Annotated in this window: 28 protein-coding genes; 14 read left to right on the top strand and 14 right to left on the bottom strand. The window is 67.9% G+C overall.

Annotated elements, in window-relative coordinates:
- Positions 1 to 56: 56 nt before the first annotated feature.
- A complete protein-coding gene (locus E6C72_RS27425; RefSeq protein WP_109085961.1) occupies positions 57 to 434 on the top strand; it encodes a NifB/NifX family molybdenum-iron cluster-binding protein in 378 nt (125 codons plus the stop codon).
- A 16-nt stretch (positions 435 to 450) separates the two neighbouring features.
- Here E6C72_RS27425 and E6C72_RS27420 read toward each other — a convergent pair whose 3' ends face one another.
- A complete protein-coding gene (locus tag E6C72_RS27420) occupies positions 451 to 1,164 on the bottom strand; it encodes a sensor histidine kinase (RefSeq protein ID WP_247875722.1) in 714 nt (237 codons plus the stop codon).
- 235 nt (positions 1,165 to 1,399) lie between these two features.
- Here E6C72_RS27420 and E6C72_RS27415 point away from each other — a divergent pair, with 235 nt between their 5' ends.
- Together E6C72_RS27415 and E6C72_RS27410 are read left to right on the top strand one after the other, a co-directional pair.
- Positions 1,400 to 2,458 carry an esterase-like activity of phytase family protein gene (locus E6C72_RS27415; RefSeq protein ID WP_109085963.1) on the top strand — a complete coding sequence of 353 codons (1,059 nt, stop codon included), beginning with the start codon at positions 1,400 to 1,402 and terminating at the stop codon, positions 2,456 to 2,458.
- A gap of 131 nt (positions 2,459 to 2,589) precedes the next feature.
- Positions 2,590 to 3,513, top strand: coding sequence for a DMT family transporter (locus tag E6C72_RS27410; protein WP_247875723.1), 924 nt, complete (start codon positions 2,590 to 2,592; stop codon positions 3,511 to 3,513).
- A 9-nt stretch (positions 3,514 to 3,522) separates the two neighbouring features.
- Here the strand turns inward: E6C72_RS27410 and E6C72_RS27405 are convergent, their stop codons facing one another.
- The 3 genes from E6C72_RS27405 to E6C72_RS27400 form a co-directional block, all read right to left on the bottom strand.
- On the bottom strand, positions 3,523 to 5,352 hold the full coding sequence (locus tag E6C72_RS27405; protein WP_109085965.1) for an ATP-binding protein: 1,830 nt from the start codon (positions 5,350 to 5,352) through the stop codon (positions 3,523 to 3,525).
- A gap of 125 nt (positions 5,353 to 5,477) precedes the next feature.
- The gene (locus E6C72_RS32565; RefSeq protein WP_256379132.1) at positions 5,478 to 5,600 is read right to left on the bottom strand and encodes a hypothetical protein; all 123 of its coding nucleotides are present in this window, start codon (positions 5,598 to 5,600) and stop codon (positions 5,478 to 5,480) included.
- Positions 5,601 to 5,725: 125 nt separating this feature from the next.
- Positions 5,726 to 5,905 carry a DUF3553 domain-containing protein gene (locus E6C72_RS27400; protein ID WP_109047905.1) on the bottom strand — a complete coding sequence of 60 codons (180 nt, stop codon included), beginning with the start codon at positions 5,903 to 5,905 and terminating at the stop codon, positions 5,726 to 5,728.
- Between the two features lie 121 nt (positions 5,906 to 6,026).
- On the opposite strand from E6C72_RS27400, the gene E6C72_RS27395 reads away from it, so the two are divergent.
- A complete protein-coding gene (locus E6C72_RS27395; RefSeq protein ID WP_109085966.1) occupies positions 6,027 to 6,707 on the top strand; it encodes a histidine phosphotransferase family protein in 681 nt (226 codons plus the stop codon).
- A gap of 33 nt (positions 6,708 to 6,740) precedes the next feature.
- Here the strand turns inward: E6C72_RS27395 and E6C72_RS31890 are convergent, their stop codons facing one another.
- Complete coding sequence (locus E6C72_RS31890; protein WP_169055307.1) at positions 6,741 to 6,914, bottom strand: hypothetical protein; 174 nt, start codon at positions 6,912 to 6,914, stop codon at positions 6,741 to 6,743.
- Between the two features lie 205 nt (positions 6,915 to 7,119).
- Here E6C72_RS31890 and E6C72_RS27390 point away from each other — a divergent pair, with 205 nt between their 5' ends.
- The 5 genes from E6C72_RS27390 to E6C72_RS27370 all read left to right on the top strand — a co-directional run bounded on the left by E6C72_RS27390 (position 7,120) and on the right by E6C72_RS27370 (position 12,948).
- Positions 7,120 to 9,918 carry a chemotaxis protein CheW gene (locus E6C72_RS27390; RefSeq protein ID WP_109085967.1) on the top strand — a complete coding sequence of 933 codons (2,799 nt, stop codon included), beginning with the start codon at positions 7,120 to 7,122 and terminating at the stop codon, positions 9,916 to 9,918.
- Complete coding sequence (locus E6C72_RS27385; protein WP_042694693.1) at positions 9,915 to 10,415, top strand: chemotaxis protein CheW; 501 nt, start codon at positions 9,915 to 9,917, stop codon at positions 10,413 to 10,415. The genes E6C72_RS27390 and E6C72_RS27385 overlap by 4 nt, the downstream gene beginning before the upstream one ends.
- An 88-nt stretch (positions 10,416 to 10,503) precedes the next feature.
- Positions 10,504 to 10,869 carry a PleD family two-component system response regulator gene (locus tag E6C72_RS27380; protein WP_109085968.1) on the top strand — a complete coding sequence of 122 codons (366 nt, stop codon included), beginning with the start codon at positions 10,504 to 10,506 and terminating at the stop codon, positions 10,867 to 10,869.
- A 76-nt stretch (positions 10,870 to 10,945) separates the two neighbouring features.
- Complete coding sequence (locus tag E6C72_RS27375) at positions 10,946 to 12,112, top strand: chemotaxis response regulator protein-glutamate methylesterase (protein WP_109085969.1); 1,167 nt, start codon at positions 10,946 to 10,948, stop codon at positions 12,110 to 12,112.
- Positions 12,109 to 12,948 (top strand): protein-glutamate O-methyltransferase CheR, encoded by an 840-nt coding sequence (locus E6C72_RS27370; protein ID WP_109085970.1) that lies wholly within the window; start codon positions 12,109 to 12,111, stop codon positions 12,946 to 12,948. Before E6C72_RS27375 ends, E6C72_RS27370 begins: the two co-directional genes overlap by 4 nt.
- Positions 12,949 to 13,003: 55 nt before the next feature.
- Here E6C72_RS27370 and E6C72_RS27365 read toward each other — a convergent pair whose 3' ends face one another.
- From E6C72_RS27365 to ctrA, 4 genes are all read right to left on the bottom strand, one after another.
- Entirely contained in the window at positions 13,004 to 13,228 is a 225-nt protein-coding gene (locus tag E6C72_RS27365; RefSeq protein ID WP_109085971.1) for a hypothetical protein, read from the bottom strand.
- 48 nt (positions 13,229 to 13,276) lie between these two features.
- Positions 13,277 to 13,483 carry a hypothetical protein gene (locus tag E6C72_RS27360; protein ID WP_109085972.1) on the bottom strand — a complete coding sequence of 69 codons (207 nt, stop codon included), beginning with the start codon at positions 13,481 to 13,483 and terminating at the stop codon, positions 13,277 to 13,279.
- A gap of 113 nt (positions 13,484 to 13,596) precedes the next feature.
- Complete coding sequence (locus tag E6C72_RS27355; protein ID WP_012977930.1) at positions 13,597 to 13,806, bottom strand: cold-shock protein; 210 nt, start codon at positions 13,804 to 13,806, stop codon at positions 13,597 to 13,599.
- A gap of 276 nt (positions 13,807 to 14,082) precedes the next feature.
- Positions 14,083 to 14,823, bottom strand: coding sequence for a response regulator transcription factor CtrA (gene ctrA / locus E6C72_RS27350; protein ID WP_109085973.1), 741 nt, complete (start codon positions 14,821 to 14,823; stop codon positions 14,083 to 14,085).
- A gap of 254 nt (positions 14,824 to 15,077) precedes the next feature.
- Here ctrA and fliI point away from each other — a divergent pair, with 254 nt between their 5' ends.
- Complete coding sequence (fliI, locus tag E6C72_RS27345; protein WP_109085974.1) at positions 15,078 to 16,415, top strand: flagellar protein export ATPase FliI; 1,338 nt, start codon at positions 15,078 to 15,080, stop codon at positions 16,413 to 16,415.
- Positions 16,412 to 16,846, top strand: coding sequence for a flagellar export protein FliJ (locus tag E6C72_RS27340; RefSeq protein WP_109085975.1), 435 nt, complete (start codon positions 16,412 to 16,414; stop codon positions 16,844 to 16,846). The genes fliI and E6C72_RS27340 overlap by 4 nt, the downstream gene beginning before the upstream one ends.
- Positions 16,847 to 16,883: 37 nt before the next feature.
- Here E6C72_RS27340 and E6C72_RS27335 read toward each other — a convergent pair whose 3' ends face one another.
- The 3 genes from E6C72_RS27335 to E6C72_RS27325 form a co-directional block, all read right to left on the bottom strand.
- Entirely contained in the window at positions 16,884 to 17,465 is a 582-nt protein-coding gene (locus tag E6C72_RS27335; RefSeq protein WP_109085976.1) for a hypothetical protein, read from the bottom strand.
- A 128-nt stretch (positions 17,466 to 17,593) separates the two neighbouring features.
- A complete protein-coding gene (locus tag E6C72_RS27330) occupies positions 17,594 to 17,824 on the bottom strand; it encodes a hypothetical protein (protein ID WP_109085977.1) in 231 nt (76 codons plus the stop codon).
- Positions 17,825 to 17,971: 147 nt separating this feature from the next.
- Entirely contained in the window at positions 17,972 to 18,964 is a 993-nt protein-coding gene (locus E6C72_RS27325) for a LysR family transcriptional regulator (RefSeq protein WP_109085978.1), read from the bottom strand.
- 153 nt (positions 18,965 to 19,117) lie between these two features.
- Here E6C72_RS27325 and E6C72_RS27320 point away from each other — a divergent pair, with 153 nt between their 5' ends.
- The 3 genes from E6C72_RS27320 (at position 19,118) to E6C72_RS27310 (ending at position 21,413) form a co-directional block, all read left to right on the top strand.
- Positions 19,118 to 20,290, top strand: a complete 1,173-nt coding sequence (locus tag E6C72_RS27320; RefSeq protein WP_109085979.1) for a mandelate racemase/muconate lactonizing enzyme family protein — start codon at positions 19,118 to 19,120, stop codon at positions 20,288 to 20,290.
- Positions 20,291 to 20,423: 133 nt separating this feature from the next.
- Positions 20,424 to 20,603: a hypothetical protein gene (locus tag E6C72_RS31885; RefSeq protein ID WP_158280168.1), complete on the top strand. Its 180-nt coding sequence runs from the start codon at positions 20,424 to 20,426 to the stop codon at positions 20,601 to 20,603.
- Between the two features lie 255 nt (positions 20,604 to 20,858).
- The gene (locus tag E6C72_RS27310; protein ID WP_109085981.1) at positions 20,859 to 21,413 is read left to right on the top strand and encodes a carbonic anhydrase; all 555 of its coding nucleotides are present in this window, start codon (positions 20,859 to 20,861) and stop codon (positions 21,411 to 21,413) included.
- 63 nt (positions 21,414 to 21,476) lie between these two features.
- Here the strand turns inward: E6C72_RS27310 and nadC are convergent, their stop codons facing one another.
- Together nadC and E6C72_RS27300 are read right to left on the bottom strand one after the other, a co-directional pair.
- Entirely contained in the window at positions 21,477 to 22,310 is an 834-nt protein-coding gene (gene nadC / locus E6C72_RS27305) for a carboxylating nicotinate-nucleotide diphosphorylase (RefSeq protein ID WP_109085982.1), read from the bottom strand.
- Positions 22,295 to 23,929 carry an L-aspartate oxidase gene (locus E6C72_RS27300; RefSeq protein ID WP_109085983.1) on the bottom strand — a complete coding sequence of 545 codons (1,635 nt, stop codon included), beginning with the start codon at positions 23,927 to 23,929 and terminating at the stop codon, positions 22,295 to 22,297. Before E6C72_RS27300 ends, nadC begins: the two co-directional genes overlap by 16 nt.
- Positions 23,930 to 23,959 lie beyond the last annotated feature (30 nt).

The raw sequence follows: 23,959 nt of genomic DNA, 5'->3' as shown, positions 1-23,959 counted from the left end.
CGGGCGTGGCAGGACTGCGCGGTCGCCGGGCACCACCTTCAAGGGGACAGCAAAGCATGAAGATCGCCGTCGGCACCAAGGATTTCGCCACCATCGCCACCCATGGCGGCCGTACCCGCCGCTTTCTGGTCTATGAGGCCGAGGCCGGCGGCGACCCGGTCGAGACCGGCCGGATCGAACTTGGGGAGGAGGAGGTGCTGCACCTCTGCGGCGACGGCCGGCCCCACCCGATCGACGCGGTGCGGGTGGTCGTCACCGGCCCGTCCGGCGCCGGCTTCGTCGCCCACATGAAGCGCCGCGGCATCGAACCGGTGACGACGACGGAAACCGATCCGTTGCGGGCGATCCGCGGCTGGTTCGCCGGCACGCTGGAACCGGCGCCCGAGCCGGCGCACCCCCATGAGCATGAGGATGGCGACGGGCACCGTCACTGATGGCGCCAGGGCGCTGTTAAACCGGGAAGCTGACGCTGGCGGTGGTTCCGGCGGCGTCGCTGTCGGTGGACAGCGTGTCGCCCAGCTGTCCCGCCAGTGCCTCGGCCAGCATCAGGCCGTCCTCCGTCGTGGTGTCGAAGCCTGCGGGCAGGGCGCGGCCGTTGTCCTCCACCGTCAGGCGGGCACGGCCGCTGTCGCCCTGCTGGCGCACCGTGATGCGGATCCAGCCGTCGTCGGGGAAGGCATGGTGCAGGCAGCTCGTCACCAGCTCCGCGATGATGAGGCCGAGCGGCATCGCTTCGTACAGGCCGATCTGGATCGGGTCCGAATTGACGGTCACCGGGACGCGCGACAGCGCGCCGGGCGTGCCTTCGCGCACCGCTTCGCAGAGTGCGGTGACGTAGCGGCCGAGATCGACATGGGTGCCGGCGCCGCTTTCGTGCAACTGACGATAGAGGATCGCCAGCGCCTCGATGCGGACCATGGTCTGTTCATAGGCGGCGCGGGCGTCGGGATCGCGGATGCGGCCAGCCTGGAGCTTCAGCAGGCTGATGACCAGCTGCAGGCTGTTCTTGGCGCGATGCTGCAACTCCCGCAGCTCCGCTTCCAACTCCTGGATGCGCGCCGTCAGCCGGTCGGCCGGCGAGGCGCCGGACATGCCGGACGCGATGCCGTCGCCGGTCTGGTCCGGAGGAGAAAAAGCGGCCTGCGACCGCGGAAGCATCGGCATGGGAACGGACTCGGCTCGATCGTCACGGGTAAGCATCGTCGAAAACAGTCGTCAATCTAAGCGCTTGTCCGGCCGGCCCCACCGGTTCTGAGGGAGTAACCCGCCGCGCCTAGCCGATATGACCGGGCCGTTATGGTGGGGGTGACATGACGGTTGCGCCGTATCCTGCCCGATGCCCGAAGGCATGCCGAAAAGAGATATTGTATCCCTCGGTTGCAGTGGCAAGAGTGCAGCGATGACGATACGCAAAAACCTGTTCTGGAGCCTGCTGCTGGTCGCCCTGTCCGGCGGCTGTGCCGCCGTGGTCGGCGCCGGCGGGGGCGAACCCGGCCCGGTCACCGCCTCTCCCGTGCCGCTCGACCGTGGGCGGCCGGACAAGCTCGCGGTCGGGCCGCTTCGCTTCCTGGGCGGTCTGGACATTTCCGGCGGCGAGCGGGTCGGGGGCCTGTCCGGCCTGTGGGTCGATCCGGCCGGCGACCGCTTCGTCGCCATCGGCGACACCGGGCTGGTGGTGGATGGCCGGCTGCGAACCGATGCCGATGGCCGACTGACCGGCCTGTCGGAGGTCCACGCCCGCCCGCTGACGGTCGAGGAGGGAACCTCCCACCGCAAGCGCCGCACCGACGCCGAGGATCTGACGCGCCTGCCCGACGGCGGCTGGCTGGTGTCGCTCGAACGCGACCACCGCATCCTGCGCTACAAGGCCGGCGAGCGTGGACCGGAGGGAATTCCGACGCCGATCCCCCTGCCGCCGGGCATGGACAGCACACCGGAGAATGGCGGGCTGGAGTCGCTGACCCTGCTGTCCGATGGCCGGCTGCTGACCATCGAGGAGGGAGAGGAGGACGGCCGTCAGGAGCGTCGCGCCTGGATTACAAAGCTGGGGAACACCAAGGCGGATCCGGCCGGAGGGGGCGTGCCGCACAGTGCGGCCGACTGGCAGCCCTTCACCTATCGCACGGCGCCGCGCTATCGCCCGACCTCCGTCGCCCCGCTGCCGGACGGCGGCGTGCTGGTGCTGGAGCGCCGGGTGTCGCTGCTGGGTGGCTGGTCGTCGCGGCTGGTGCGCGTGGCGGCGCGGCAGCTGACCGCCGGGTCCGTGGCCGGGGCCGTGGTGGACGGGGAGGAGCTTGGGCGTCTGGAGGCGCCCCTGGTGAACGACAATTTCGAAGGCATCGCCACCCGGCCGGGGCCGGCGGGGGAAACACTGGTCTATCTGATCTCCGACAACAATTTCAGCTCGCTCCAGCGCACCTACCTGCTGATGTTCGCCCTGCACGGCCCGTCTTCCTGACCATCCCGCTTCGACCAAAGCCCGCTTCGACCAAAGCCCGCTTCGACCAAAGGAGGAGAGCGCCGCCTGGCATTTGACAGGCGGGCGATCCTGCGGCTAGCTGGTCCATAATGGTTTCAAGGAAAACAATCTTGCCCACGAACGACCGGGCCGAAGCCGGTCCCGCACCGGCCGTGCCGGGTGCGGGGCGGGCGGCGCTGCTGACCTTGCTGGCGATGCTGGCCTTCGCCGCCAATTCCATCCTGTGCCGGCTGGCGCTGACGCAGACCGCCATCGACCCGGCGGTCTTCACCCTCGTGCGCATCGCCTCGGGTGCCGCCAGCCTGTGGCTGATCGCCCGTGCCACCGGGCATGCGAAAGCGGGGCCCGGAGCGAAGGCGGGGAGCTGGCGCGGTGCGGCGGCGCTGCTGGCCTATGCCGCCGCCTTCTCCTTCGCCTATCTGACCATGACGGCGGGGACCGGGGCGCTGCTGCTGTTCGGAGCGGTGCAGGCCACCATGATCCTGGTCGGGCTTTCGCGCGGCGAACGGCTGGTGCCGCTGCAATGGGTCGGGCTGGCGCTGGCGCTCGGCGGGCTCGCCCTGCTGCTGGCGCCCGGACTGTCGGCGCCGGACCCGCTGGGGGCATTGCTGATGGTGGCGGCTGGCGCGGCCTGGGGAGCATATTCGCTGCTCGGGCGGGCCAGCCGCGACCCGATCGCCACCACTGCCGGCAACTTCCTGCGGGCTACGCCGATGGCGGCCGTTCTGGCTCTGCTGGCGGCGTTCGCCGGCCCGGTTGTCGGCGGCAGCCTGCGCTGGGACCAGGGTGGACTGGCCTATGCGGCGCTGTCGGGAGCGTTGGCGTCGGGCGTCGGCTATTCGATCTGGTATGCGGCCCTGCCGGCCTTGACCGCCGCCCGCGCCGCCTCGGTCCAGTTGAGCGTGCCGGTCATCACCGCGCTCGCCGCCGTGCTGGCGCTGGGGGAACGGATCACGCCGATCCTGGCATTGTCGTCGCTCGCGGTGCTGGGCGGCATCGCCCTGGTCATCGTCGGCAAGTCCCGGCGGGCGTGAGAGCCCGCCTCAGGCCGGGGCGGTCTGCGTCCGCTCCTGTATCTGCCCCTGGGCCCGCCTCGGGGTCAGGAAATCGTCCGGCCGGCTGCGCAGCCGGGAGGGCGGGAACAGCACGGTTGCCGTGGTGCCGCGGCCCAGCACGCTGGACAGCACGAAGCGGCCATCCTGCAACTCCACCAGCGACTTGACCAGCGGCAACCCCAGTCCGGTCCCGGCATAGCGGCGGGTGTGGGAGTTGTCGACCTGATGGAAGGGCTCCATCACCTGATCCAGCTCCATGGCGGGGATGCCGATGCCGGTGTCGCTGACCCGCAGGCGCAGGCTGCGTGCCGCGCGATCCGCCTCCACGACGATCCGCCCGCCGGGCGGGGTGAATTTCACGGCGTTGGACAGCAGGTTCAGCAGGATCTGCCGCACCGCACGAGCGTCGGCATGGAGAACGGGCAGGGAGATTGGCAGCGTCGCCGTCAGGGTCACGCCCTTTTCCACCGCCAGCGGTTCCATCTGGCGCAGGCACTCGCCGATCAGCTCGCCGACCGCCAGGTCCTCCTGATGCAGCACATATTTGCCCGATTCGATCTTGGTGGTGTCGAGGATGTCGTTGATCAGGCTCAGCAGATGCTGGCCGGACTTGCGGATGTCGCCGACATATTCGGTCTGCTTGGCCGACATCTGGCCGAAGATGCCGCTTTCCAGAGCCTCGGCGAAGCCGATCACGGCGTTCAGCGGCGTGCGCAGCTCGTGGCTCATGTTGGCGAGGAACTGGGTCTTGGCGCGGTTGGCGGCGTCGGAGACCTGCTTGGCGGCGATCAGTTCCGCCTCGATCCGGTGGCGGGCGGCGATGTCCTGAATCAGCCGCTGCTGGCTGTCGCGCAGCGCCCGCTCGCCGTCCTGGAGGTCCGCCAGCGCCCGTTCGCGCCGCTCCGCCTCGCGCAGCAGGGCCAGCGTCATCACCGCCAGCACCAGCGTACCCGCCAGGTCGACCGCCGCCAGGGTCATCGCCTTGGACCACCAGTGCGCCAGCACCGCATCGCGCGAGGACGACACGGTCACCGCCAGCGGCATCTCGTCCGACGCGCGGTAGCTGAGAATCCGGTGCGGTCCGTCACTGGCGCTGTCCAGCGTCAAGGTGCCCGCCCGCGCTTCGGCCAGCAGTTTGGTGAACAGCGGCAAATGGCGGACGGAACGGCCGATGAAGCTGTCATGGTCGGGGAAACGGGCGATTACCGGCCCGTCGGCGTGATAGAGCGTGATCACCGCGTCGCCGGACAGCGGCAGAGTCTGGTAGAAGCTGCGGAACGCCATCGGCTCCATCACCGCGACCGCCACGCCGGCGAAGCGGCCGTCCGGCGCCGTGAGCCGCCGGCTCATGCTGATGAACCAGGTGCCGGAGGTGCGGCCGCGCACCGGATTGCCGACGAAGACGGCATCGGCGCCACCGGGAGCCAGCCCGTCGCGATGGGCCATCAGGTAATCACGGTCCGACAGGTCGATGCCGGCCGGCTCGGTCGTCTGGGTATCGTGGACCAGCCTGCCGTCGGCGGACACCACCAGAATGGCGCGGATCAGCGGCGACAGGGCCGCCTGACGGCGCAGCAGGGCATGGACATCGGTGTCGCCGCGGTTCCAGCTGTCGGTGCGGACGGCCAGCACCTCCACGACGCCGGCCAGGATCTTCGACACGCCGGAGAGGCTGTCGGTGGCATGACGCTCCAGAACCAGCGCCAGCGACGCGCTGTCCTCCCCCGCCCGGACCAGGGTCTCGTCACGCTGGTGCAGAAGGTCGTAACCGACCAGGGCGTTGAGACCGAGGATCAGCGCCACGCCGAATGCGCCCATTCCCCCTTTGAGACGCGAGATCAAGCGACGGACCGCCGTGTCCGGTCATCGATCCGCCGATCCTACACCGTGCACAGGGCCGCCGGAAGTCGCCTTTTCGTGGAGCGGGCCAGTATGTTCTTCCCTTAAAGGCGGACAGAGCTGCTGGAGTAGCGCTCCGCGGTCGAATGGCCGAGCGAGTTCAGCACGGCGGCCGTGCCCAGCGCGATCACCGCCGCGGCCGCGAAGCCGAGGATCATTGCCTTCATTCCATTTCTCCCTGACGCGTAAGCGAACTCGTTCGCATAAAAGCAAAGCGGCCGGGGCGGCGCAATCGGCGCTTTCCCGGAGCCATGCCGCAGAGGGGCGGTCGCCGAGGGTCGACCGTCGGAGGTCAGATCCCGTCCGGGTCGACCAGCGTCAGCGAGATGACGTCGGAATCGATCAGCACCTTGCCCGCATGCTCGAAATTGACCGTGATGCGGTTGCGGATGGCCGACTGCACCTGCCCCAGCCCCCAGTCGGGCTGGTCGGGGTGGCGCACCCAGGCGCCCGGCACCAGCGAATCGTCCATGTCGGATCCCGTCCATCACACTATTGTACATAGGAAATGCGACCGCCTGTGCGGCGCCGCCGGGACAGTATAGAATCTCCTGCACCGTGCCGTCGCCGTTCCTTTTTCCGGAGTCTGCCTCGTGACCGAATCGTCCTCCCGCCCCGTCAGCGTCGACATCCGCGTTCTGGAACTGCTGGCGTCGAAGCTCTGCCACGATCTGGTCAGCCCGGTCGGCGCCATCCGCAACGGGCTGGAACTGATCGAGGAGATGCAGGAGGACGAGGAGGGTGGCTCCATCGGCGGCTTCCTGGGCGAGGCGGTGAAGCTGATCGACCATTCCTCCGGTCAGGCCGACCGCCGGCTGCGGGTGTTCCGGCTGGCCTATGGGGTGGCCGGGCGCGATCAGAAGGGCTTCGGCGACGCCCGCGCCGCCGCCGCCGGCTATATCGAGGGCGGGCGCACCCGGCTGGACTGGCCGGACCGGGTGCCCCACGACATGACCGCCCAGCGCCGCGGCGTGGTGAAGCTGCTGCTCAACATGGTGATGCTGGCGGACGAGGCGCTGACCCATGGCGGGCTGGTTTCCGTCGCCGCCGACGGCGACGAGACCGCCGGCCGCATCACCGTCTCCGCTGCCGGCCGGCCGGGCACCCTGAACCCGGATGCGGCGGCGGCGCTGGCCGGCACGGCGACGCCCGAAGCGTTGAGCCCGCGCACCATCCATGCCTATCTGGCCGGCCGGCTGGCCGAAAGCGACGGCTTCCGCGTCGCCGTCGCCACCGAAAGCAGCGAACGGCTGGTCTTCACCGCGGAATGGTGAGACCGCCTGCCGCCGCCCTTGCGGTCGCGTCCCTCACAGCTGCTTGAAGATCCGCGGTTCCACCACGACCTGCTCCACCCCGCCGGTGGTCTGGTGGGCGGTGGTGCGCAGCGTGACGGCCAGATTGTGGCGGGCCGCCTCCGCAAGCGCGGTGTTGAGCCGTTCCACGGCATCGCGCACGGATTTGGCGAGTTCGGCGTCGGTCATCGATCCTCCCTGTGACAATGGATCCCTTATCCTACGGGTGGAAGCCTCGGGAAGACTCCCTATCGGAAGAGGTAAGGTTCTCTTAATCAGTGTTTGACAGGCTCCGACCCTACCTGGACTGGAGCGCAACCGGCGGCCCTTCGATGCTGCCCGTTCGAGCCGCAGGACGGCGCGGACCATAAACATTGGGCCTGGGGAATGCGACATGGATGATCTGCTGTCCGAATTTCTGACGGAGACCAACGAAAACCTCTCGGTGCTCGACGTCGAGTTGGTCCGGTTGGAGCAGAATCCCAACAATCCGGAACTGCTGTCGAACATCTTCCGGCTCGTCCACACCATCAAGGGAACCTGCGGCTTCCTTGGCCTGCCCCGCCTGGAAAAGGTGGCGCACGCCTCGGAGAACGTGCTGGGCAAGTTCCGTGACGGCGAACTGACGATCAATCCGGAAGCGGTGTCGCTGATCCTTCAGGCTCTGGACACCATCAAGAGCCTGCTGGCGGTGCTGGAAGCGACCGAGGCGGAGCCGCCCGGCGACGACCTGCCGCTGATCGAGCGGCTGAACCTGTGCGCCGAAGGCAAGCTGGGCGGTCCCGCCCCGGCCGCCGCCGCCCCGCCTCCGCCGCCTCCGCCGCCGACCGCCCCCGCGGTGGCGGCATCGGAAGACCGGCCGGTGACGCTGGACGAGCTGGAGGCCCTCTGGAACTCCACCCCCGGCCCGAACGACGCTCCCGCTCCTGCCGCGGCCCCGGCCGCCAGCACGGCGGTCGCCACCCGCGCGCCCGAGCCGGCCGACGAGCCCGCCCCGTCGCATGACCTCGTCGTGCCCGACGCCGAGCCGGCCGCCGCCAAGATGCCGGCGCCGGTCGCCCCGATGGCCGGTGGTTCGGCCGGCGGCAACGCCGGTGCCGCCGACGCCGGTGCCGAGGCCGCGACCAAGGAATCGGCGGTCGCCGCCCAGACCATCCGCGTCAACGTCGACCTGCTCGAAAACCTGATGACCATGGTGTCGGAGCTGGTGCTGACCCGCAACCAGCTGCTCCAGATCCTGCGGTCGCAGAAGGAGAGCGAGTTCGCCGCCCCGCTGCAGCGCCTGAACCATGTGACGTCGGAGCTGCAGGAAGGCGTCATGAAGACGCGCATGCAGCCCATCGGCAACGCCTGGGCCAAGCTGCCGCGTCTGGTGCGCGATCTGGCGCATGAACTGAACAAGAAGATCGACCTCCAGATGCTCGGCGCCGACACCGAGCTGGACCGCCAGGTCCTGGAGCTGATCAAGGATCCGCTGACCCACATGGTGCGCAACAGCGCCGACCATGGGCTGGAGATCCCGGCGGAGCGCCTGAAGGCCGGCAAGTCGGAGACCGGGCGCATCACGCTGAACGCCTATCACGAAGGCGGCCACATCATCATCGAGATCCAGGACGACGGTAAGGGCCTGGCGATCGACAAGATCAAGCAGAAGGCGATCCAGAACGGGATGGCGTCGGAGATCGAGCTGGCCTCGATGACCGACCAGCAGATCATCCAGTTCATCATGAAGCCGGGCTTCTCCACCGCCGCCAAGGTCACCAACGTGTCGGGCCGCGGCGTCGGCATGGACGTGGTGAAGACCAACATCGAGAAGATCGGCGGCACGATCGAGATCAAGTCGGCCCAGGGCAAGGGCTCGACCTTCGTCATCAAGATCCCGCTGACGCTGGCCATCGTCTCGGCCCTGATCGTGGAATGCGCCGGCGAACGCTTCGCCATCCCGCAGATCAGCGTGGTCGAGCTGGTGCGCGCCGCCTCCGACAGCGAGCACACCATCGAGCGGCTGAAGGGCACCCCGGTCCTGCGCCTGCGCAACCGCCTGCTGCCGCTGGTCTCGCTCCAGCAGCTGCTGCGGCTGGACGACAGCGAGGATAGCAAGAAGCCGGCGGACGAGACCTTCATCGTCGTCACCCAGGTCGGCACCTACACCTTCGGCATCATGGTCGACCGCGTGTTCGACACCGAGGAAATCGTGGTGAAGCCGGTGGCGCCGATCCTGCGCCACATCGAGATGTTCTCGGGCAACACCATCCTCGGTGACGGTTCCGTCATCATGATCCTGGATCCCAACGGCATCGCGTCGGCCACCGGCGAGATGGCGATGGGCGAGGCCGCCGGGAAGGAGACCACCGCGGTCCAGACCCAGCGCCAGGAGGACAAGATGGCGCTCCTGCTGTTCCGTGCCGGCGAGGGCGCGCCCAAGGCGGTGCCGCTGTCGCTGGTCGCCCGCCTGGAGGATGTCGATCTCGCCACGGTCGAGCTGTCGAACGGCCTCCCGGTCGTCCAGTACCGCGGCAAGCTGATGCCGCTGGTCCCGATCGACCCGAACTTCGTCGTCGGCACCGAGGGGCGCCAGCCGGTGCTGGTCTTCGCCGACGGCGACCGCTCGATGGGCCTGATCGTCGACGAGATCGTCGACATCGTCGAGGAGAAGCTGAACGTCCAGCTGGCCGCGGAGCGTCCCGGCCTGATGGGGTCCGCCATCATCGCCGGCAAGGCGACCGAGGTGATCGATGCCGGCTTCTTCCTGACCCAGGCCTACAAGGACTGGTTCGGCTCCTCCACCCAGGAGGGGTTCGAGGAGGAGAAGCTCCAGCGCGTGCTGCTGGTGGACGACAGCCCCTTCTTCCGCAACCTGCTGACGCCGCTGCTGTCGGTCGCGGGCTACGACGTGACGGCGGTGGAGAATGCCAGCGACGCGCTGGCGCTCTGCGAGGCCGGCGAGGACTTCGACGTCATCGTCTCCGACATCGAGATGCCGGGCATGAGCGGCTTCGACTTCGCCGAGGCGGTGCGCCACGGCAGCCGCTGGCAGGGGGTGCCGATGGTGGCGCTGTCCAGCCATGCCAGCGCCCGCGACCTCGATCGCGGCCGGATCGCCGGTTTCAACGACTATGTCGCCAAGTTCGACCGTGACGCGCTGCTCTTCGCGCTCCAGCAGACGCTGACCGACCAGAAAGGTGCCGCATGAGCAACGCCAAGCTGCCGTCCACCGTCCGCAAGTCGAAGGGCGACGATCTCGTCGTCTCCGGCAACCAGGACTATGTGACCATGACGATCGCCGACCAGATGTTCGGCATCCCGGTCCTTCAGGTGCAGGACGTGCTGGGCCATCAGCGGATCACCCGTATCCCGCTGGCCCCGCCGGAGGTCGCCGGATCGCTGAACCTGCGCGGTCGCATCGTCACCGCCATCGACGTCCGCCTGCGGCTCGGCCTGACCGGCCGGCCGAAGGACAAGCCGGGGATGTCGATCGTCGTCGACCTGCGCGGCGAACTCTACAGCCTGATGGTCGACTCGGTCGGCGAGGTGCTGAGCCTGACCAAGGAGGACTTCGAGCGCAATCCGGCGACGCTGGATCCGCGGTGGCGCGAGGTCTCCACCGGAATTTATAGGCTGAACGGTCAGTTGATGGTTGTGTTGGACGTGCCCCGTCTGCTCAACTTCACAACCATCGAGACGGCCTGACGGCTCGCGGCGCCTGCCCCATCGGGCAAGGCGCCGTTCCGGCCGGCCGGCTTTCGCCGACGAACAGATGACCTGAGGCCCTGCCGCAATGAAATCCTGCCTGGTGGTCGATGACAGCCGCGTTGTCCGCAAGGTCGCGCGCAAGATCCTGGAAGAGCTGAATTTCGCCTGCACCGAGGCGGAGGATGGGAAGCAGGCGATGGAGGCCTGCGCGGCCCAGATGCCCGACGCCATCCTGCTGGACTGGAACATGCCGGTCATGACCGGGATCGAGTTCCTGCGCCGGCTGCGCAAGATGAGCGGGGGCGAGCAGCCCAAGGTCGTGTTCTGCACCACCGAGAACGACCTCGCCCACATCCAGGAGGCGCTGTCCGCCGGGGCCAACGAGTACATCATGAAGCCCTTCGACAGCGACATCATCCAGACCAAGTTCGCGCAGGTCGGCCTTCTCTGAATCCGGCCGGGTGCCGGGAGAGGCCTCCCGGGAGAAGCGGAGTTGAACCAGTCGAGTTGAAAGGCGAATCGCCGTTATGTCGGACAGTTTTGGCAGAGGCCCCCTCACCACCGCGCGACCGGCCAACCCGGATCCCGTCCGGGTCATGGTGGTGGACGACTCCGCCGTCATCCGCGGCCTGCTGACCCGCGCTCTGGAGGGGGATGCGGACATCCGCGTCGTCACCTCCGTCGGCGACGGCCAGATGGCGGTCAATTCGCTTCAGCGCAATTCCATCGATGTCATCGTTCTCGACATCGAGATGCCGGTGATGGACGGGCTGACCGCCATCCCGAAGCTGCTGGCGGTCGCGCCGCAGGTGAAGATCATCATGGCCTCGACGCTGACCCTGCGCGGGGCCGACGTGTCGATCCGCTGCCTGTCGGCGGGTGCGGCCGATTACATCCCGAAGCCGACCTCCACCCGCGAGATCGGCGGGGCGGAGGACTTCAAGCGCGAGCTGGTCGCCAAGGTGAAGGCGCTGGGTGCCGCCGCCCGGCGCGCCGGATCGCGGTCGCGCGGCGAAATCCGCCCGCTGACCCCGGCGGCCCCGCTGGGGCTCATGAAGCGCGAGGTCGGGCCGATCGTCACCCGGCCGACCCCGGCCGGCGCCATCGCGACCAAGCCGGACGTGATCGCCATCGGCAGCTCCACCGGCGGCCCGCAGGCCCTGTTCGAGGTGCTGTCGCACCTGAAGGCCGGCGTCAGCCAGCCGATCCTGATCACCCAGCACATGCCGGCGACCTTCACCACCATCCTGGCAGAGCACATCACCCGCCAATGCGGGATCGACGCGCGCGAGGCGAAGGACGGCGAGCCGATCGTCCAGAACCGCTGCTACATCGCGCCCGGCGACTTCCACATGCTGGTGGCGCAGCGCGGCGGCGCCAACGTCATCACGCTGAGCAAGGATCCGCCCGAGAATTTCTGCCGCCCGGCGGTCGATCCGATGATGCGGTCGATCCTGAAGGCCTATGGCGGCCGCAAAATCCTGGCCTGCATCCTGACCGGCATGGGTCAGGACGGGTTGAAGGGCTGCACCGACGTGGTCAATGGCGGCGGCACCCTGATCGCCCAGGACGAGGCGTCGAGCGTGGTCTGGGGCATGCCCGGTGCCGTGGCGCAAGCCGGCATCTGCAACGCCATCCTGCCGCTCAAGGAAATCGGTCCCCACATCCGCAAGCTCGCTTCGAGGGCAGCATGAGAGTCGAAGATTTCGACATGTTCTCCACGCTGCTCAAGCAGCGTTCCGGCCTGGTCCTCACCCGCGACAAGGCGTACCTGCTCGAATCCCGGCTGATGCCGGTGGCGCGCAAGTGGAACATGAAGGGGTTGGAGGAACTGGCGACGACCGTCCGCACCCGCAAGGACGAGGCGTTGCTGCGCGACATCACGGAAGCGATGACGACCAACGAGTCGTCCTTCTTCCGCGACCAGAAGCCCTTCGACCAGTTCAAGCAGCTGGTGCTGCCGAAGCTGATGGAGGCGCGGGCGGCCAAGCGCAGCTTGCGCATCTGGTCGGCCGCCTGTTCGTCGGGCCAGGAAGCCTATTCGCTGTCGATGCTCCTGAACGAGGATGCGGCGAAGCTGGCCGGCTGGCGCATCGAGATCGTCGGCACCGACATCTCGGCGGAAATGGTGGAGCGGGCGAAGTCCGGCGTCTACACCCAGTTCGAGGTGCAGCGCGGCCTGCCGATCACCATGCTGGTGAAGCATTTCAAGCAGAACGGCGACAAGTGGCAGATCAGCCAGCAGCTGCGCCAGATGGTCTCGTTCCGTGAATGGAACCTGCTGGGCGACCTGTCGGCGTTGGGCCAGTTCGACATCGTCTTCTGCCGCAATGTGCTGATCTATTTCGACCAGCCGACCAAGGCGAAGGTTCTGGAGTCGATTTCCCGCCAGATGCCGCAGGACGGCGTGCTCTATCTGGGCGGCGCGGAAACGGTGCTGGGCATCACCGACAAATTCAAGCCGGTGGAGGGCCAGCGCGGCCTCTACAGCCTGGGCGGCTTCTCCGCCGCCGGCGCCAAGGTGGCGTGAGGCCCATCAAGAGCGACGGGGGCGGGGAAGCCGCCCCCACTCGATCAGCGAACTCTCAGGGCGACGGCGTGATCGACTTGATCGGGCCGCGCGGGTTGCCGGACATTTCGGCGATCTTGCGGTCCTGGGCTTCGATGAAGGCGCGGATGGAGTTCTCGCGGTCGAACTGATCGATGTCGGACGTCGGCACCTTGCGGTTCGAGGTGCGCGCACCGTCCTGGTAGATCACATCGAAGAGCGCGAAGGCGTTTTCAACGGGTTGCTTCTTCTGACGGGCCATGGCCTGTCCTCCGTATGGTCGCGGCCGGCCGTGCTTGCGGCCGTCCGGTCAGGCATTGTTGGTATCGGTTTTGGGCTCGGCGTCGGAATCGGTGCCGGTCGTCAGGACGTCGTCCTGCGTCTCCGTCCCCTCCGGCTCGCCGGCGCGGCGGGCGGCGACGCCTTCCTCGCGGCGCTGAAGCTTTTCCTGCTTCTTCTGTTCCTTGGCCCGGTTGCGCTCGGCCCGCTGCTGGTTGTAGTTCGGTTTGAAAGCCATCGCGGTTCTCCTCTGGGCAGAGCCCTGCATCTGGGCGACAGGGACTTGTGCAACACGGAAAAAGGGCACCGGTTTCCCGATGCCCCTTTTTCCGCAGGTCGGCGGTCAGGCGGTCAGACCGCCTTCAGATTCTCCGCCGAGGTCTTGCCACGCTTCGGATCGCGCTGCTCCTCGTAGGAAATCTTCTGGCCATCGACCAGGCTGCGCAGCCCGGCGCGTTCGACAGCGGAGATGTGAACGAACACATCCGGGCCGCCGCTTTCCGGCTGAATGAAACCGAAGCCCTTGGTGCTGTTGAACCATTTGACGGTGCCGACGGGCATGTCTGTCTCCCATAACGCAAAGGGCGCCACACCACCGGTGCGGCGCATCAGACTGGGTGTGGGATTGGCGGCCCCCATAAGCTCGCGAACGACTGCTCGCAATGGCGAAAAAAGGGGGGCTGAGCGTGGGGGCAGTTGAACGCCCCGCAGTCCGAAGCAGAATGACCCCCCAAGTATGGGAACGCCCGGTTCGGCTTTCAAGGTGAAAGACGGCCGGGCGTTCGATGGGGGGAAAAGAGATGGGCTGACGAAAAGAAAAGTCCAACCGGCGCCGTCTCAGCCGGCGGCCTGCTGCTGCGGCACGCGTGGCGGCGGCGGAGGATTGCCTTCGACGATTGCCTCGTGCGGGTCGCGCAGCACGTAACCGCGGCCCCACACCGTTTCGATGTAATTGTCGCCCTGGGTGGCGGCGGCCAGCTTCTTGCGCAGCTTGCAGACGAAGACGTCGATGATCTTCAGTTCCGGCTCGTCCATCCCGCCATAGAGATGGTTCAGGAACATCTCCTTGGTCAGCGTCGTGCCCTTGCGCAGGCTCAACAACTCCAGGATGCCGTATTCCTTGCCGGTGAGATGCAGCGGCGACTGGTCGACCTCCACCGTGCGGGTGTCGAGGTTGACGGTCAGGCGGCCGGTGCGGATGATGCTGTCGGAATGGCCCTTCGACCTGCGGACGATGGCCTGGATGCGGGCGATCAGCTCGCGCTTGTCGAACGGCTTGGTCAGGTAATCATCGGCGCCGAAACCCAGACCCTTGATCTTGTTGTCCATTTCGGTCAAACCGGACAGGATCAGGATCGGGGTGGTCACGCGCGCGGCGCGCAGGCGGCGAAGAACCTCGTACCCATCGATGTCCGGCAGCATCAGGTCGAGAATGATGATGTCGTAGTCATAGAGCTTGCCGATCTCCAGCCCGTCTTCACCCAGGTCGGTAGAGTCGACGATGAATCCTTCCGTGTTCAGCATCAGCTCGATGCTTTTGGCGACGGAGGAATCGTCTTCAACCAGCAGAACCCTCATGGCGATATCCCGACGTTTGATGGCGCGCTTTCGCTACCCGACCCCATGGATGGTCCCCGATCCTTCATGACCGATTTCAACCATCCCGTTTACACAAGTTAACAGACGATTCAGCTTAACGCCAGCGCCAAGCGCTTACACAACGTTAATCCTTCCATCGCAAGATGCGATCATGGTGGTTAACGTCGCCCCCATCCATAGAACTACCCCTTAATAGGAGCGCGTCCCGTCTTTGGGACGACGGTGTCCGATTCATGCCGTTCGATATCGATCAGTTGATCCGTGACATCGACCAGATCCCTGATTTCAGCCGCTATGGCCGCGTCACCGCAGTGTCCGGTCTGATGGTCGAGGTCGGTGGGATCGAGAAGGAGCTGTCGGTCGGCGGCCGCTGCATCGTCGAGACGCGTGATCGCCGTCAGGTGCCGTGCGAGGTGGTGGGCTTCCGTCAGGGCCGGGCGCTCGCCATGCCCTTCGGCGCCCTGGACGGGGTCGGCTTGGGCTGCCGTGCCCTGGTGGCTGGCGACCAGGCGCAGATCTTCCCGACCGACGCCTGGCTCGGCCGCGTCGTCAACGCACTGGGCGAGCCGGTGGATGGCAAGGGACCGCTGCCCAAGGGTCCAGTCGGCACGCCGATCCGCAACAACCCGCCCAATGCTCACTCGCGCGCCCGGGTGGGGGAGAAGCTGGACCTGGGCATCCGCGCCATCAACGCCTTCCTCACCTGCTGCCGCGGCCAGCGCATGGGCATCTTCGCCGGGTCGGGCGTCGGCAAATCGTCGGTCATGTCGATGCTGGCGCGCTTCTCCGCCGCCGAAGTCGCGGTGATCGGCCTGATCGGCGAGCGCGGCCGCGAATTGCAGGAATTCATCACCGAGGATCTGGGCGAGGAGGGTCTGGCCCGCAGCGTCGTCGTCTGCGCCACTTCGGACGAGGCGCCGCTGATGCGCAAGCAGGCCGCCTACATGACGCTGGCGGTGGCCGAGCATTTCCGCGACCAAGGCCGCGACGTGCTGTGCATGATGGACAGCGTCACCCGCTTCGCCATGGCCCAGCGCGAGATCGGCCTGTCGGCCGGCGAGCCGCCGACGACCAAGGGCTATCCGCCGACGGTCTTCGCCGAACTGCCGCGCCTGCTGGAGCGCGCCGGGCCGGGGGTGGTCGGGTCGGGCACCATCACCGGCCTGTTCACCGTGCTGGTGGACGGCGACGACCACAATGAACCGATTGCCGACGCCGTGCGCGGCATCCTGGACGGCCACATCGTGATGGAGCGCCAGATCGGCGAGCGCGGGCGCTATCCCGCCATCAACATCCTGCGCAGCGTGTCGCGCACCATGCCCGGCTGCAACACGCCGAACGAGAACGAGCTGGTGGGGCATGCCCGCCGCCTGCTGTCGTCCTACGACAACATGGCCGAGATGATCCGGCTGGGCGCCTACCGCCGCGGCTCCGACCCGCAGGTGGACGAGGCGATCCATTTCCAGCCGGCGCTGGAGGCCTTTCTGAAGCAGGGCAAGCGGGAAGCCACCGATCTGGAGACCAGCTACGCCATGCTCGCTGAAATCTTTGGGGTGCAGTGGCCGCAATGAGCCTGAAAACCATCATCCGCCTGCAGAAGCTGCAACTGGACGAGAAGCGTCGCGTCCTGGCGGAACTCCACACGCTGGCCGACCGGCTGCGCAACGAGATCGAGAAGGTCAAGCAGGAGATCGTGCACGAACAGGAAACCGTGCGCGACGATTTCTCCGTCTCCTTCACCTATTCCAACTTCGCCCAGGCGGCGATGGAGCGCGGCCGCAAACTCGGCCAGTCGCTGGGGCAGGTGGAGGCGCAGATCGAAATCGCCACCGACGAGATGGCCGAAGCCTTCCAGGAACTGAAGCGTTACGAACTGGCGGAAGAGGAGCGGCAGAAGCGCGAACGCGACAAGCAGAAGCGCAAGGACGCGGCGATGCTTGATGAGACTGCTCTCGTCGGCTTCCGGCGCCGTCAGGCGGAGGAAGAGGCGACCGGGGGATGATATTGGGGAGGGGCTGCCGATACCGCAGCGAAATCCCTCAAACCGTAACCGACACCAGTCCGCCCGGTGATCCGCCCGTGAGCCCGCCGCCGGTCGCGGCCGGCGTGGAGCCGCTTGTCGCCGACGCCGTGCCACCGGCCACCGCAGTCGTCCCGCCGCTGCCCGAGGCACTGGCGAAGGACACGCCGACCGACGTGCTGGCCGACGTGCCGGCCGATCCGGAACCACCCGCTGCCGTGTTGTAGCCGCTGCCGGATGAAGTCCCCGTGCCGCCGCTGGAGCCGTCCGCCGAGCCGGCCGAACCTGTCTTCGACGCCGCCGACCTCCCGTCATCCTGGGTCAGGCGGCTGGCGGTGCGGCGGTATTCGTCCACCACGCGCTGGGACGGGATCTGGTCCTGGGTCTCGCCGGTGTCGAAGTCGCGGAAATACAGAACGGCCACCCGGGCGCCCTGGTCATAGCGCAGGAAGGGGCTGATATAGCCGGCGCCGGAGGCCTTTTCCGTCTCGCCGGTGGCGCTGCTGTCGGCTGGACGCGATGCGGAAGCGCTGCCCGCCTCCGTCGGCTGGAAAGCCGTCGGACGGATTGCCGTCGTGCTGGAAACGCCACGGATCTCCATCGGTGCCTCCCGCGCTTTTGCCCGCATTCCAGGCGTTGATCCAGAGGCAAATCCCTACCGGGCGCTGCCCCGCTTCGCTTTCCTCACCACTGCCGTCACACCACTGCCGCCCCGTGAACCGATCTGCGTCAGACCGTGATGTTCAGGTTCTGGCCACGGGTGGCGGTGGTGTTGCCTCCGCTGGAACCGCTCTGGACGGCCTGCGCTTCCTGCTGGCGGCGGGTACGCTCGGTCTCGTCTTCCTGCGCGGATTCCACGGGCGAGGTGGACCGCTGAGCCGCGGCCGGACCGCTGCTGAGCGGGGTGACGTATGGCTGCTGCTGGTAGCCGCCGATACCGCCGATGCTGCTGACGCCCATGATCGTTCCTCCCGTCGCTGGTGCGACGCCACTTACCTCAAACTAGGCAAATTTTGCCCGATCGGACGGGGTAGCGCCAGCGAAATCGCGCGCCTGGACAAGCTATTTCGAGAATGTCAATGATCAAAGTGACTTGGGCGGCGACGCTCACAACTCTTTTTCAGCGGTCACTTCCGTTCCGGCAACCGGGGCTGCGGCCTCCGGCGGCGACTCGGCATTGCGCCACAGGGCGGCTTCGACCGCGAGCGTCCAGAAATTCTCGGCCGCCTTGCTCTGCCGTGCGCGGGGGCGGACCAGCCGGATCTGCACCGGCACGGTCCAGCGCTCGTCGCCGGCCGGCATCCCGGCGCGGACGAGGGAGCCGCGCGCCAGATCCTCGGCGATCAGGCTTTCCGGCAGCCACGCCACGCCGCGCCCGTCGCGCGCCAGCGTGCGCAGAACCGCCGCAAGGTGGGAGGTGAAGACGGTGTCGAGCGCTGCGGGCAACGGCTGCACCGCCCGCACCGCCTCCAGGATGCGGCCCATGCCGGATTCGCGGCTGTAGGACAGGTGCGGCAGCGGCGCATCCTGGCCGTCCGCCAGCAGATGGCGTGGCCGTCCGCCGGCATCGGGTGCGGTCACCGCCAGCAGCCTGTCGCCGCCGACGACGACGGAACGGAACGACTCCGCATCCAGCCGGCCGGCCGCCGCCGGGTGGGCGTGGCAGAGCAGGAACTGCGCCTGGCCTGCCAGCATCAGCCGCTCGCAGGCCTCCATGCTGTCGGACGACAGGGTGATGGCGCCCAGCCGGGCGCGGGTCTCCAGCGCCCGCAGCCAGGAGGGGAAGAAGGTCAGCGACAGCGCGTGGGTGGCGGCGAAACGCAGGGTCGCGGCCTCCGACTGGGCGGCGAGCCGGGCCTCCTCGCGGCCTTGCAGCAGGCGGCGCACGGTCTCGTCGGCGAAGGGGCGGAAGCGGCGGCCGGCCTCCGTCAGGGTCACCGGCTGGGCGCTACGGTCGAACAGCGGGGTGCCGGCCCAATCCTCCAGCGCGCGGATGCGCCGGCTGAAAGCCGGCTGGGTCAGGTGGCGCGCGTCGGCGGCACGGGAGAAGTTGCCGCAATCCACCAGCGCCAGAAAATCGTCGAGCCAGGAGAGTTCCATCGCCCAATCTTACGTCACGTCTGCCGGGCCGGTCGTCCGCTGCCCTATGCCGAACCCGCATGATGCGTTCCGACCTTGGCATTGGCCGGGCGGCCCGCATCATCCCTACAGTGCCGTCACGAAACGCGCCACCACGCTGCAAGGGAAACCGCCATGCGCATCGTCGAAATCCGCGAGCAGACCGCCGGCATCAAGTCCGACATCGCCAATGCCTTCATCGATTTCAGCCAGATGACGTGCAGCGTCGTTGCGGTGGTCACCGACGTGGTGCGCGACGGCAAGCCGGTGATCGGCTACGGCTTCAACTCGAACGGCCGCTATGCCGCGGGCGGGCTGCTGCGCGAGCGCTTCATTCCCCGGCTGATGTCGGCGGACCCCGACAGCCTGCTGGACGACACGGGCGAGAACCTCGACCCGTTCCGCATCTGGGCGCGGCTGATGACCAACGAGAAACCGGGCGGCCACGGCGAGCGCTCCGTCGCCGTCGGCACCATCGACATGGCGGTGTGGGACGCCGTGGCGAAGATCGCCGGCGTGCCGCTCTACCGCCTGCTGGCCGACCGCTACCGCGGCGGGGTGGCCGACGACAGCGTCTGGGTCTATGCGGCCGGCGGCTATTACTATCCCGGCAAGGATGTAAAGGCGCTTCAGGACGAGATGCGCAGCTATCGCGACCGTGGCTACAAGGTCGTGAAGATGAAGATCGGCGGTGCCCCGCTGGCGGAGGATCTGCGCCGCATCGACGCGGTGCTGGAGGTGGTCGGGTCGGGTGCCGACCTGTGCGTCGACGCCAACGGCCGCTTCGACCTCGACACCGCCGTCAAGTATGCGGAGGCGCTGAAGCCCTACGGCCTGTTCTGGTACGAGGAGGCCGGCGACCCGCTGGACTATGCGTTGCAGGCCGAACTCGCCAACCATTATGACCGGCCGATGGCGACCGGCGAGAACCTGTTCTCCCACCAGGATGCCCGCAACCTGATCCGCCATGGCGGCATGCGGCCCGACCGCGACTGGCTTCAGTTCGACTGTGCCTTGAGCTATGGGCTGGTCGAGTATCTGCGCACGCTGGACATGCTGAAACACAATGGCTGGTCCAGCCGCCGGGTGGTGCCGCATGGCGGGCACCAGATGTCGCTGAACATCGCCGCCGGCCTTCATCTGGGCGGCAACGAGTCCTACCCCGACGTCTTCAAGCCCTTCTGCGGTTTCGCCGACGGTATCGCAGTCGAGGATGGCCGGGTGCGGCTGCCCGACCTGCCCGGTGTCGGCTTCGAAGCGAAGTCCGAACTGTTCGCGACGATGAGCGGGCTGCTGGAAACCCGATAACGCCGCTCAAGGTCAAGGTCCCGACCTGTTCCATTGGGAGACGGTATCGCGATTGTTTGATTCGGCCATTGACCGAGCGCCGTACTGTGTCAATCTGTTGGTGGTCGCAACGTTTCAGAAAGGAGGTGATCCAATGTCTCATGGAGCCAGTCCGGTCGTCGCCGCTTTGTTCGGTCTCGCCACTCTCCTGACGGCGGGGATCGCCAACGCGGACTGTTCGCCCAACCACAGCGCGAGCGCATCGCCGCCGCCGGCCTCCAGCACCGTCGGGTCGGCCGGAACACCGGCGCCGAGCACCACGCGCGGCGGGTGAAAGCCGAACGCTGACGACCAGGAAATGCCCATGCATCGGAACGGGCCGCCCCTCACCGGGCGGCCCGTTTTCTTTGGCGATTGAACAACCATTGAAACAGGGTTGTGGTCCGCATTATCCATTAAATGCCGCAGAGGTAAATTTTTATTGCTTTTCCATATGGCGGAAGACCCTATATTGAAATTTTTAACAATCAGCTGCCACCATCGCGCGTGAAACCCCCGATACGGGTTCGGGGCGTGTTGGGAGGGCACAATGGATCATTCGACCGGTCATCACCATGGCTGCTGCCAGGGCGAGCACAGCTCGCGCCGCGGGTTCCTGAAGCTGGCGACGCTGGGCGCCGGCGTGACGCTGATGGCGCCGATGATGATGAGCCGCCCGGCGCTGGCCGGCAGCGTCGACACGCTTCTGCTGTCCTGCATGGACTATCGTCTGATGGGCCATGTCGCCAGCTACATGAATGCCCGCAACCTGCAGGCCAATTACGACCATGTCATCCTGGCCGGTGCCAGCCTGGGTGCCTTGACCGACAAGAAGCCGGCCTGGGGCGACGCCTTCTGGGACCATGTCGCGGTCGCCAAGGAACTGCACCACATCAAGCGGCTGATCGTGATGGATCACCGCGACTGCGGCGCCTACAAGGTCTTCCTCGGCATGGACCTGGCGCCCGATCCGGCCAAGGAGTCCGAGGTGCATGGCCAGTACCTGACCAAGCTGAAGGCGATGGTCAAGGAACGCCACCCGGACCTCGAGGTCGAACTGCTGCTGATGGGCCTGGACGGCAAGGTCGAGAAGCTGGCGGCGTAAGAACTCCAGCAAAAAGCCCCTTCTCCTCAGGCGTGGAGAAGGGGCTTTTTGATTCCCGTACCCTCACATATCCAGCCCCAGATCCAGGTTCGGGGCACTGTGGGTCAGCCAGCCGCAGCTGATCATGTCGACGCCGGTCTCGGCGATGGCGCGCACGGTGGCGAGGGTGACGTTGCCCGACGCCTCGGTCAGCAGGCGGCCATCCACCCTCCGCACCGCGCGGCGCAGCGTATCCGGGTCCATGTTGTCGAGCAGCACGACATCGACCGGCAGGCCCAGCAGCTCGTCCAGCTGGTCGAGCGTGTCGACCTCCACCTCCACCTTGACCATGTGACCGATGGCGGCGCGGACGCGCTCGACCGCCGGGCGCACGCCGCCGGCGACGGTGATGTGGTTGTCCTTGATCAGCACGGCGTCATCCAGCCCGAAACGGTGGTTGAAACCGCCGCCCAGCTTCACCGCATGCTTTTCCAGAACGCGCAGGCCGGGAGTGGTCTTGCGGGTACAGACGATGCGGGCCTTGGTGCCCTCCACCTCGCGCACCAGGGCGCGGGTGGCGGTGGCGATGCCGGACAGCCGGCCCATCAGGTTCAGCGCCGTGCGCTCCGCCGTCAGCAGGGCGCGGGCCTTGCCGGTCAGCGTGGCGATGGTGCCGCCGGGGGGGACGTCCTCGCCGTCGATCCGCTCCAGCGCCACGGCGATGTCGGGATCGAGCAGGCGGAAGGCGATCAGCGCCGCCTCCAGCCCGGCGACGCGGCCGTCCTTGCGGGCGGCGATGCGGGCGGTCGCCACCGCGTTGGCCGGGATGATGCTGTCGGTGGTGATGTCGCCGGCCCGGCCGAGATCCTCCGCCAGGGCGGCGCGGACTATGGGCTCGATGGTCAGAGGATGCAGCATGCGGCGTCTCCGGACAGGGGGCCGGTGGTGCCGGCCAGATCGCTGAGGGTCAGGGAGCGGGAGATGGAGGCGGGGTTCGGCAGGGGGTGGTCGCTGCGGCAATGGGCGCCACGGCTCTCCTCCCGCGCCAGGGCGGCATGGACGACCAGCCGGCCGACCAGCAGCCGGTTGCGCGCCTCGCCCCAATGGCGGACGATTTCGGGCGGAGCCTCGTCGCCATCCTCGCAGCGGAGCATGTCCAGGGCAGCCGCCAGCCGGTCGAGCTTGCGCCGGGCGGCCAGCAGCCCCAGCCCGTCGCGCACCAGCCCGGCGCCTTCATAGAGCGCCGTCCGCGCCTCCGCCCCGATGGCGTCGAGCAGGAGATGGCCGACATCGGCGGCGACCGCCGGCGGGCGGGGCAGGGCGAAGGGTGGCAGAGGCGCCAGGGGCCGTTCGGCCACGTCGCGGGCAACGCGGGCGCCGAACACCAGAGCCTCCAGCAGGGAATTGCTCGCCAGCCGGTTGGCGCCGTGGACGCCGGTGCAGGCGACCTCGCCGCAGGCCCACAGCCCTTCCAGGCTGGTGCGCCCGTCAGCATCGGTGACCACCCCGCCCATGTGGTAGTGGGCGGCAGGCGCCACCGGCATCGGCTCCGCGAACGGGTCGAGCCCATGCTCGGTGCAGAGCGTCAGCACGGTGGGGAAGCCGTCGGGCTTGGCGGCCAGCGCCGGGCGCAGGTCGAGGAAGACCGGCTCCCCAGCCGCGACGCGCCGGCCGATGGCGCGGGCGACGACATCGCGCGGTGCCAGCTCCGCCAGCGGATGCTCGTCCGGCATGAAGCGCCGGCCCTCGCTGTCGAGCAGCAGGGCACCCGCACCGCGCAGCGCCTCGGTCAGCAGCGGTACCGGGTCGGCGTCAACCGCGAGTGCGGTCGGGTGGAACTGGACGAACTCCAGGTCGGCCAGCCGGGCGCCGGCCCGTGCCGCGATGGCGAGGCCGTCGCCGGTCGCTTCCGCCGGGTTGGTGGTGCGGGCGAAGGCGGCGCCGATGCCGCCGGTCGCCAGGATCACGCGCGGCGCCCGGTGCAGCACCCAGCCTTGCCCATGGCAGGCCAGCAGGCCGCAGACCCGGCCGTTGCGCAGCACGAGATCGACGGCGAAGGCGTCGATCTCGACCCGTACCGACGGGGTGGCACGCAGGCGTTCGGCCAGGGCGGTGACCAACGTGCGGCCGGTGGCGTCGCCGCCGGCATGGACGATGCGGGCGGCGCCATGCGCGGCCTCGCGGCCGAGCAGCGGCGAACCGTCCGGCGCGCGGTCGAAGGGCAGGCCGTCCTCCAGCAGCCGGCGGACCTGGGCGGCGCCGTCGCGGGTCAGCAGGGCCGCCATCGCGGCATCGACCAGCCCGGCCCCGGCGGCGACGGTGTCGGCGGCATGGTCCTCCGGCCGGTCGCCGGTGCCGACGGCGGCGGCGATGCCGCCCTGGGCGTAAAGGCTGGAGCCGCCGGGCAGGCCGGCGGTCTTGGTGATCAGCGTGACCGCGCGCGGTGCCAGTTGCAGCGCCGCCGTCATTCCGGCAAGGCCGGAGCCGACGACGATCACCTCGGCATCGCGGACATCGTAAGGCGTGCTGGAGGTCATGGGGGACTCCTACACAACGCAAACAGATCC

This window comes from Azospirillum sp. TSH100, from assembly GCF_004923295.1.
Lineage (GTDB): Bacteria > Pseudomonadota > Alphaproteobacteria > Azospirillales > Azospirillaceae > Azospirillum.
This window is presented reverse-complemented; position numbering and strand designations above follow the sequence as displayed.

What these genes read in the sequence shown, in the direction of transcription:
- E6C72_RS27425 (WP_109085961.1), top strand. Translation starts at nt 57, where the DNA reads ATGAAGATCGCCGTCGGCACCAAGGATTTCGCCACCATCGCCACCCAT.
- E6C72_RS27420 (WP_247875722.1), bottom strand. Translation starts at nt 1,164, where the DNA reads ATGCCGATGCTTCCGCGGTCGCAGGCCGCTTTTTCTCCTCCGGACCAG.
- E6C72_RS27415 (WP_109085963.1), top strand. Translation starts at nt 1,400, where the DNA reads ATGACGATACGCAAAAACCTGTTCTGGAGCCTGCTGCTGGTCGCCCTG.
- E6C72_RS27405 (WP_109085965.1), bottom strand. Translation starts at nt 5,352, where the DNA reads ATGGGCGCATTCGGCGTGGCGCTGATCCTCGGTCTCAACGCCCTGGTC.
- E6C72_RS32565 (WP_256379132.1), bottom strand. Translation starts at nt 5,600, where the DNA reads ATGAAGGCAATGATCCTCGGCTTCGCGGCCGCGGCGGTGATCGCGCTG.
- E6C72_RS27400 (WP_109047905.1), bottom strand. Translation starts at nt 5,905, where the DNA reads ATGGACGATTCGCTGGTGCCGGGCGCCTGGGTGCGCCACCCCGACCAG.
- E6C72_RS31890 (WP_169055307.1), bottom strand. Translation starts at nt 6,914, where the DNA reads ATGACCGACGCCGAACTCGCCAAATCCGTGCGCGATGCCGTGGAACGG.
- E6C72_RS27390 (WP_109085967.1), top strand. Translation starts at nt 7,120, where the DNA reads ATGGATGATCTGCTGTCCGAATTTCTGACGGAGACCAACGAAAACCTC.
- E6C72_RS27385 (WP_042694693.1), top strand. Translation starts at nt 9,915, where the DNA reads ATGAGCAACGCCAAGCTGCCGTCCACCGTCCGCAAGTCGAAGGGCGAC.
- E6C72_RS27380 (WP_109085968.1), top strand. Translation starts at nt 10,504, where the DNA reads ATGAAATCCTGCCTGGTGGTCGATGACAGCCGCGTTGTCCGCAAGGTC.
- E6C72_RS27375 (WP_109085969.1), top strand. Translation starts at nt 10,946, where the DNA reads ATGTCGGACAGTTTTGGCAGAGGCCCCCTCACCACCGCGCGACCGGCC.
- E6C72_RS27370 (WP_109085970.1), top strand. Translation starts at nt 12,109, where the DNA reads ATGAGAGTCGAAGATTTCGACATGTTCTCCACGCTGCTCAAGCAGCGT.
- E6C72_RS27365 (WP_109085971.1), bottom strand. Translation starts at nt 13,228, where the DNA reads ATGGCCCGTCAGAAGAAGCAACCCGTTGAAAACGCCTTCGCGCTCTTC.
- E6C72_RS27360 (WP_109085972.1), bottom strand. Translation starts at nt 13,483, where the DNA reads ATGGCTTTCAAACCGAACTACAACCAGCAGCGGGCCGAGCGCAACCGG.
- E6C72_RS27355 (WP_012977930.1), bottom strand. Translation starts at nt 13,806, where the DNA reads ATGCCCGTCGGCACCGTCAAATGGTTCAACAGCACCAAGGGCTTCGGT.
- ctrA (WP_109085973.1), bottom strand. Translation starts at nt 14,823, where the DNA reads ATGAGGGTTCTGCTGGTTGAAGACGATTCCTCCGTCGCCAAAAGCATC.
- fliI (WP_109085974.1), top strand. Translation starts at nt 15,078, where the DNA reads ATGCCGTTCGATATCGATCAGTTGATCCGTGACATCGACCAGATCCCT.
- E6C72_RS27340 (WP_109085975.1), top strand. Translation starts at nt 16,412, where the DNA reads ATGAGCCTGAAAACCATCATCCGCCTGCAGAAGCTGCAACTGGACGAG.
- E6C72_RS27335 (WP_109085976.1), bottom strand. Translation starts at nt 17,465, where the DNA reads ATGGAGATCCGTGGCGTTTCCAGCACGACGGCAATCCGTCCGACGGCT.
- E6C72_RS27330 (WP_109085977.1), bottom strand. Translation starts at nt 17,824, where the DNA reads ATGGGCGTCAGCAGCATCGGCGGTATCGGCGGCTACCAGCAGCAGCCA.
- E6C72_RS27325 (WP_109085978.1), bottom strand. Translation starts at nt 18,964, where the DNA reads ATGGAACTCTCCTGGCTCGACGATTTTCTGGCGCTGGTGGATTGCGGC.
- E6C72_RS27320 (WP_109085979.1), top strand. Translation starts at nt 19,118, where the DNA reads ATGCGCATCGTCGAAATCCGCGAGCAGACCGCCGGCATCAAGTCCGAC.
- E6C72_RS31885 (WP_158280168.1), top strand. Translation starts at nt 20,424, where the DNA reads ATGTCTCATGGAGCCAGTCCGGTCGTCGCCGCTTTGTTCGGTCTCGCC.
- E6C72_RS27310 (WP_109085981.1), top strand. Translation starts at nt 20,859, where the DNA reads ATGGATCATTCGACCGGTCATCACCATGGCTGCTGCCAGGGCGAGCAC.
- nadC (WP_109085982.1), bottom strand. Translation starts at nt 22,310, where the DNA reads ATGCTGCATCCTCTGACCATCGAGCCCATAGTCCGCGCCGCCCTGGCG.
- E6C72_RS27300 (WP_109085983.1), bottom strand. Translation starts at nt 23,929, where the DNA reads ATGACCTCCAGCACGCCTTACGATGTCCGCGATGCCGAGGTGATCGTC.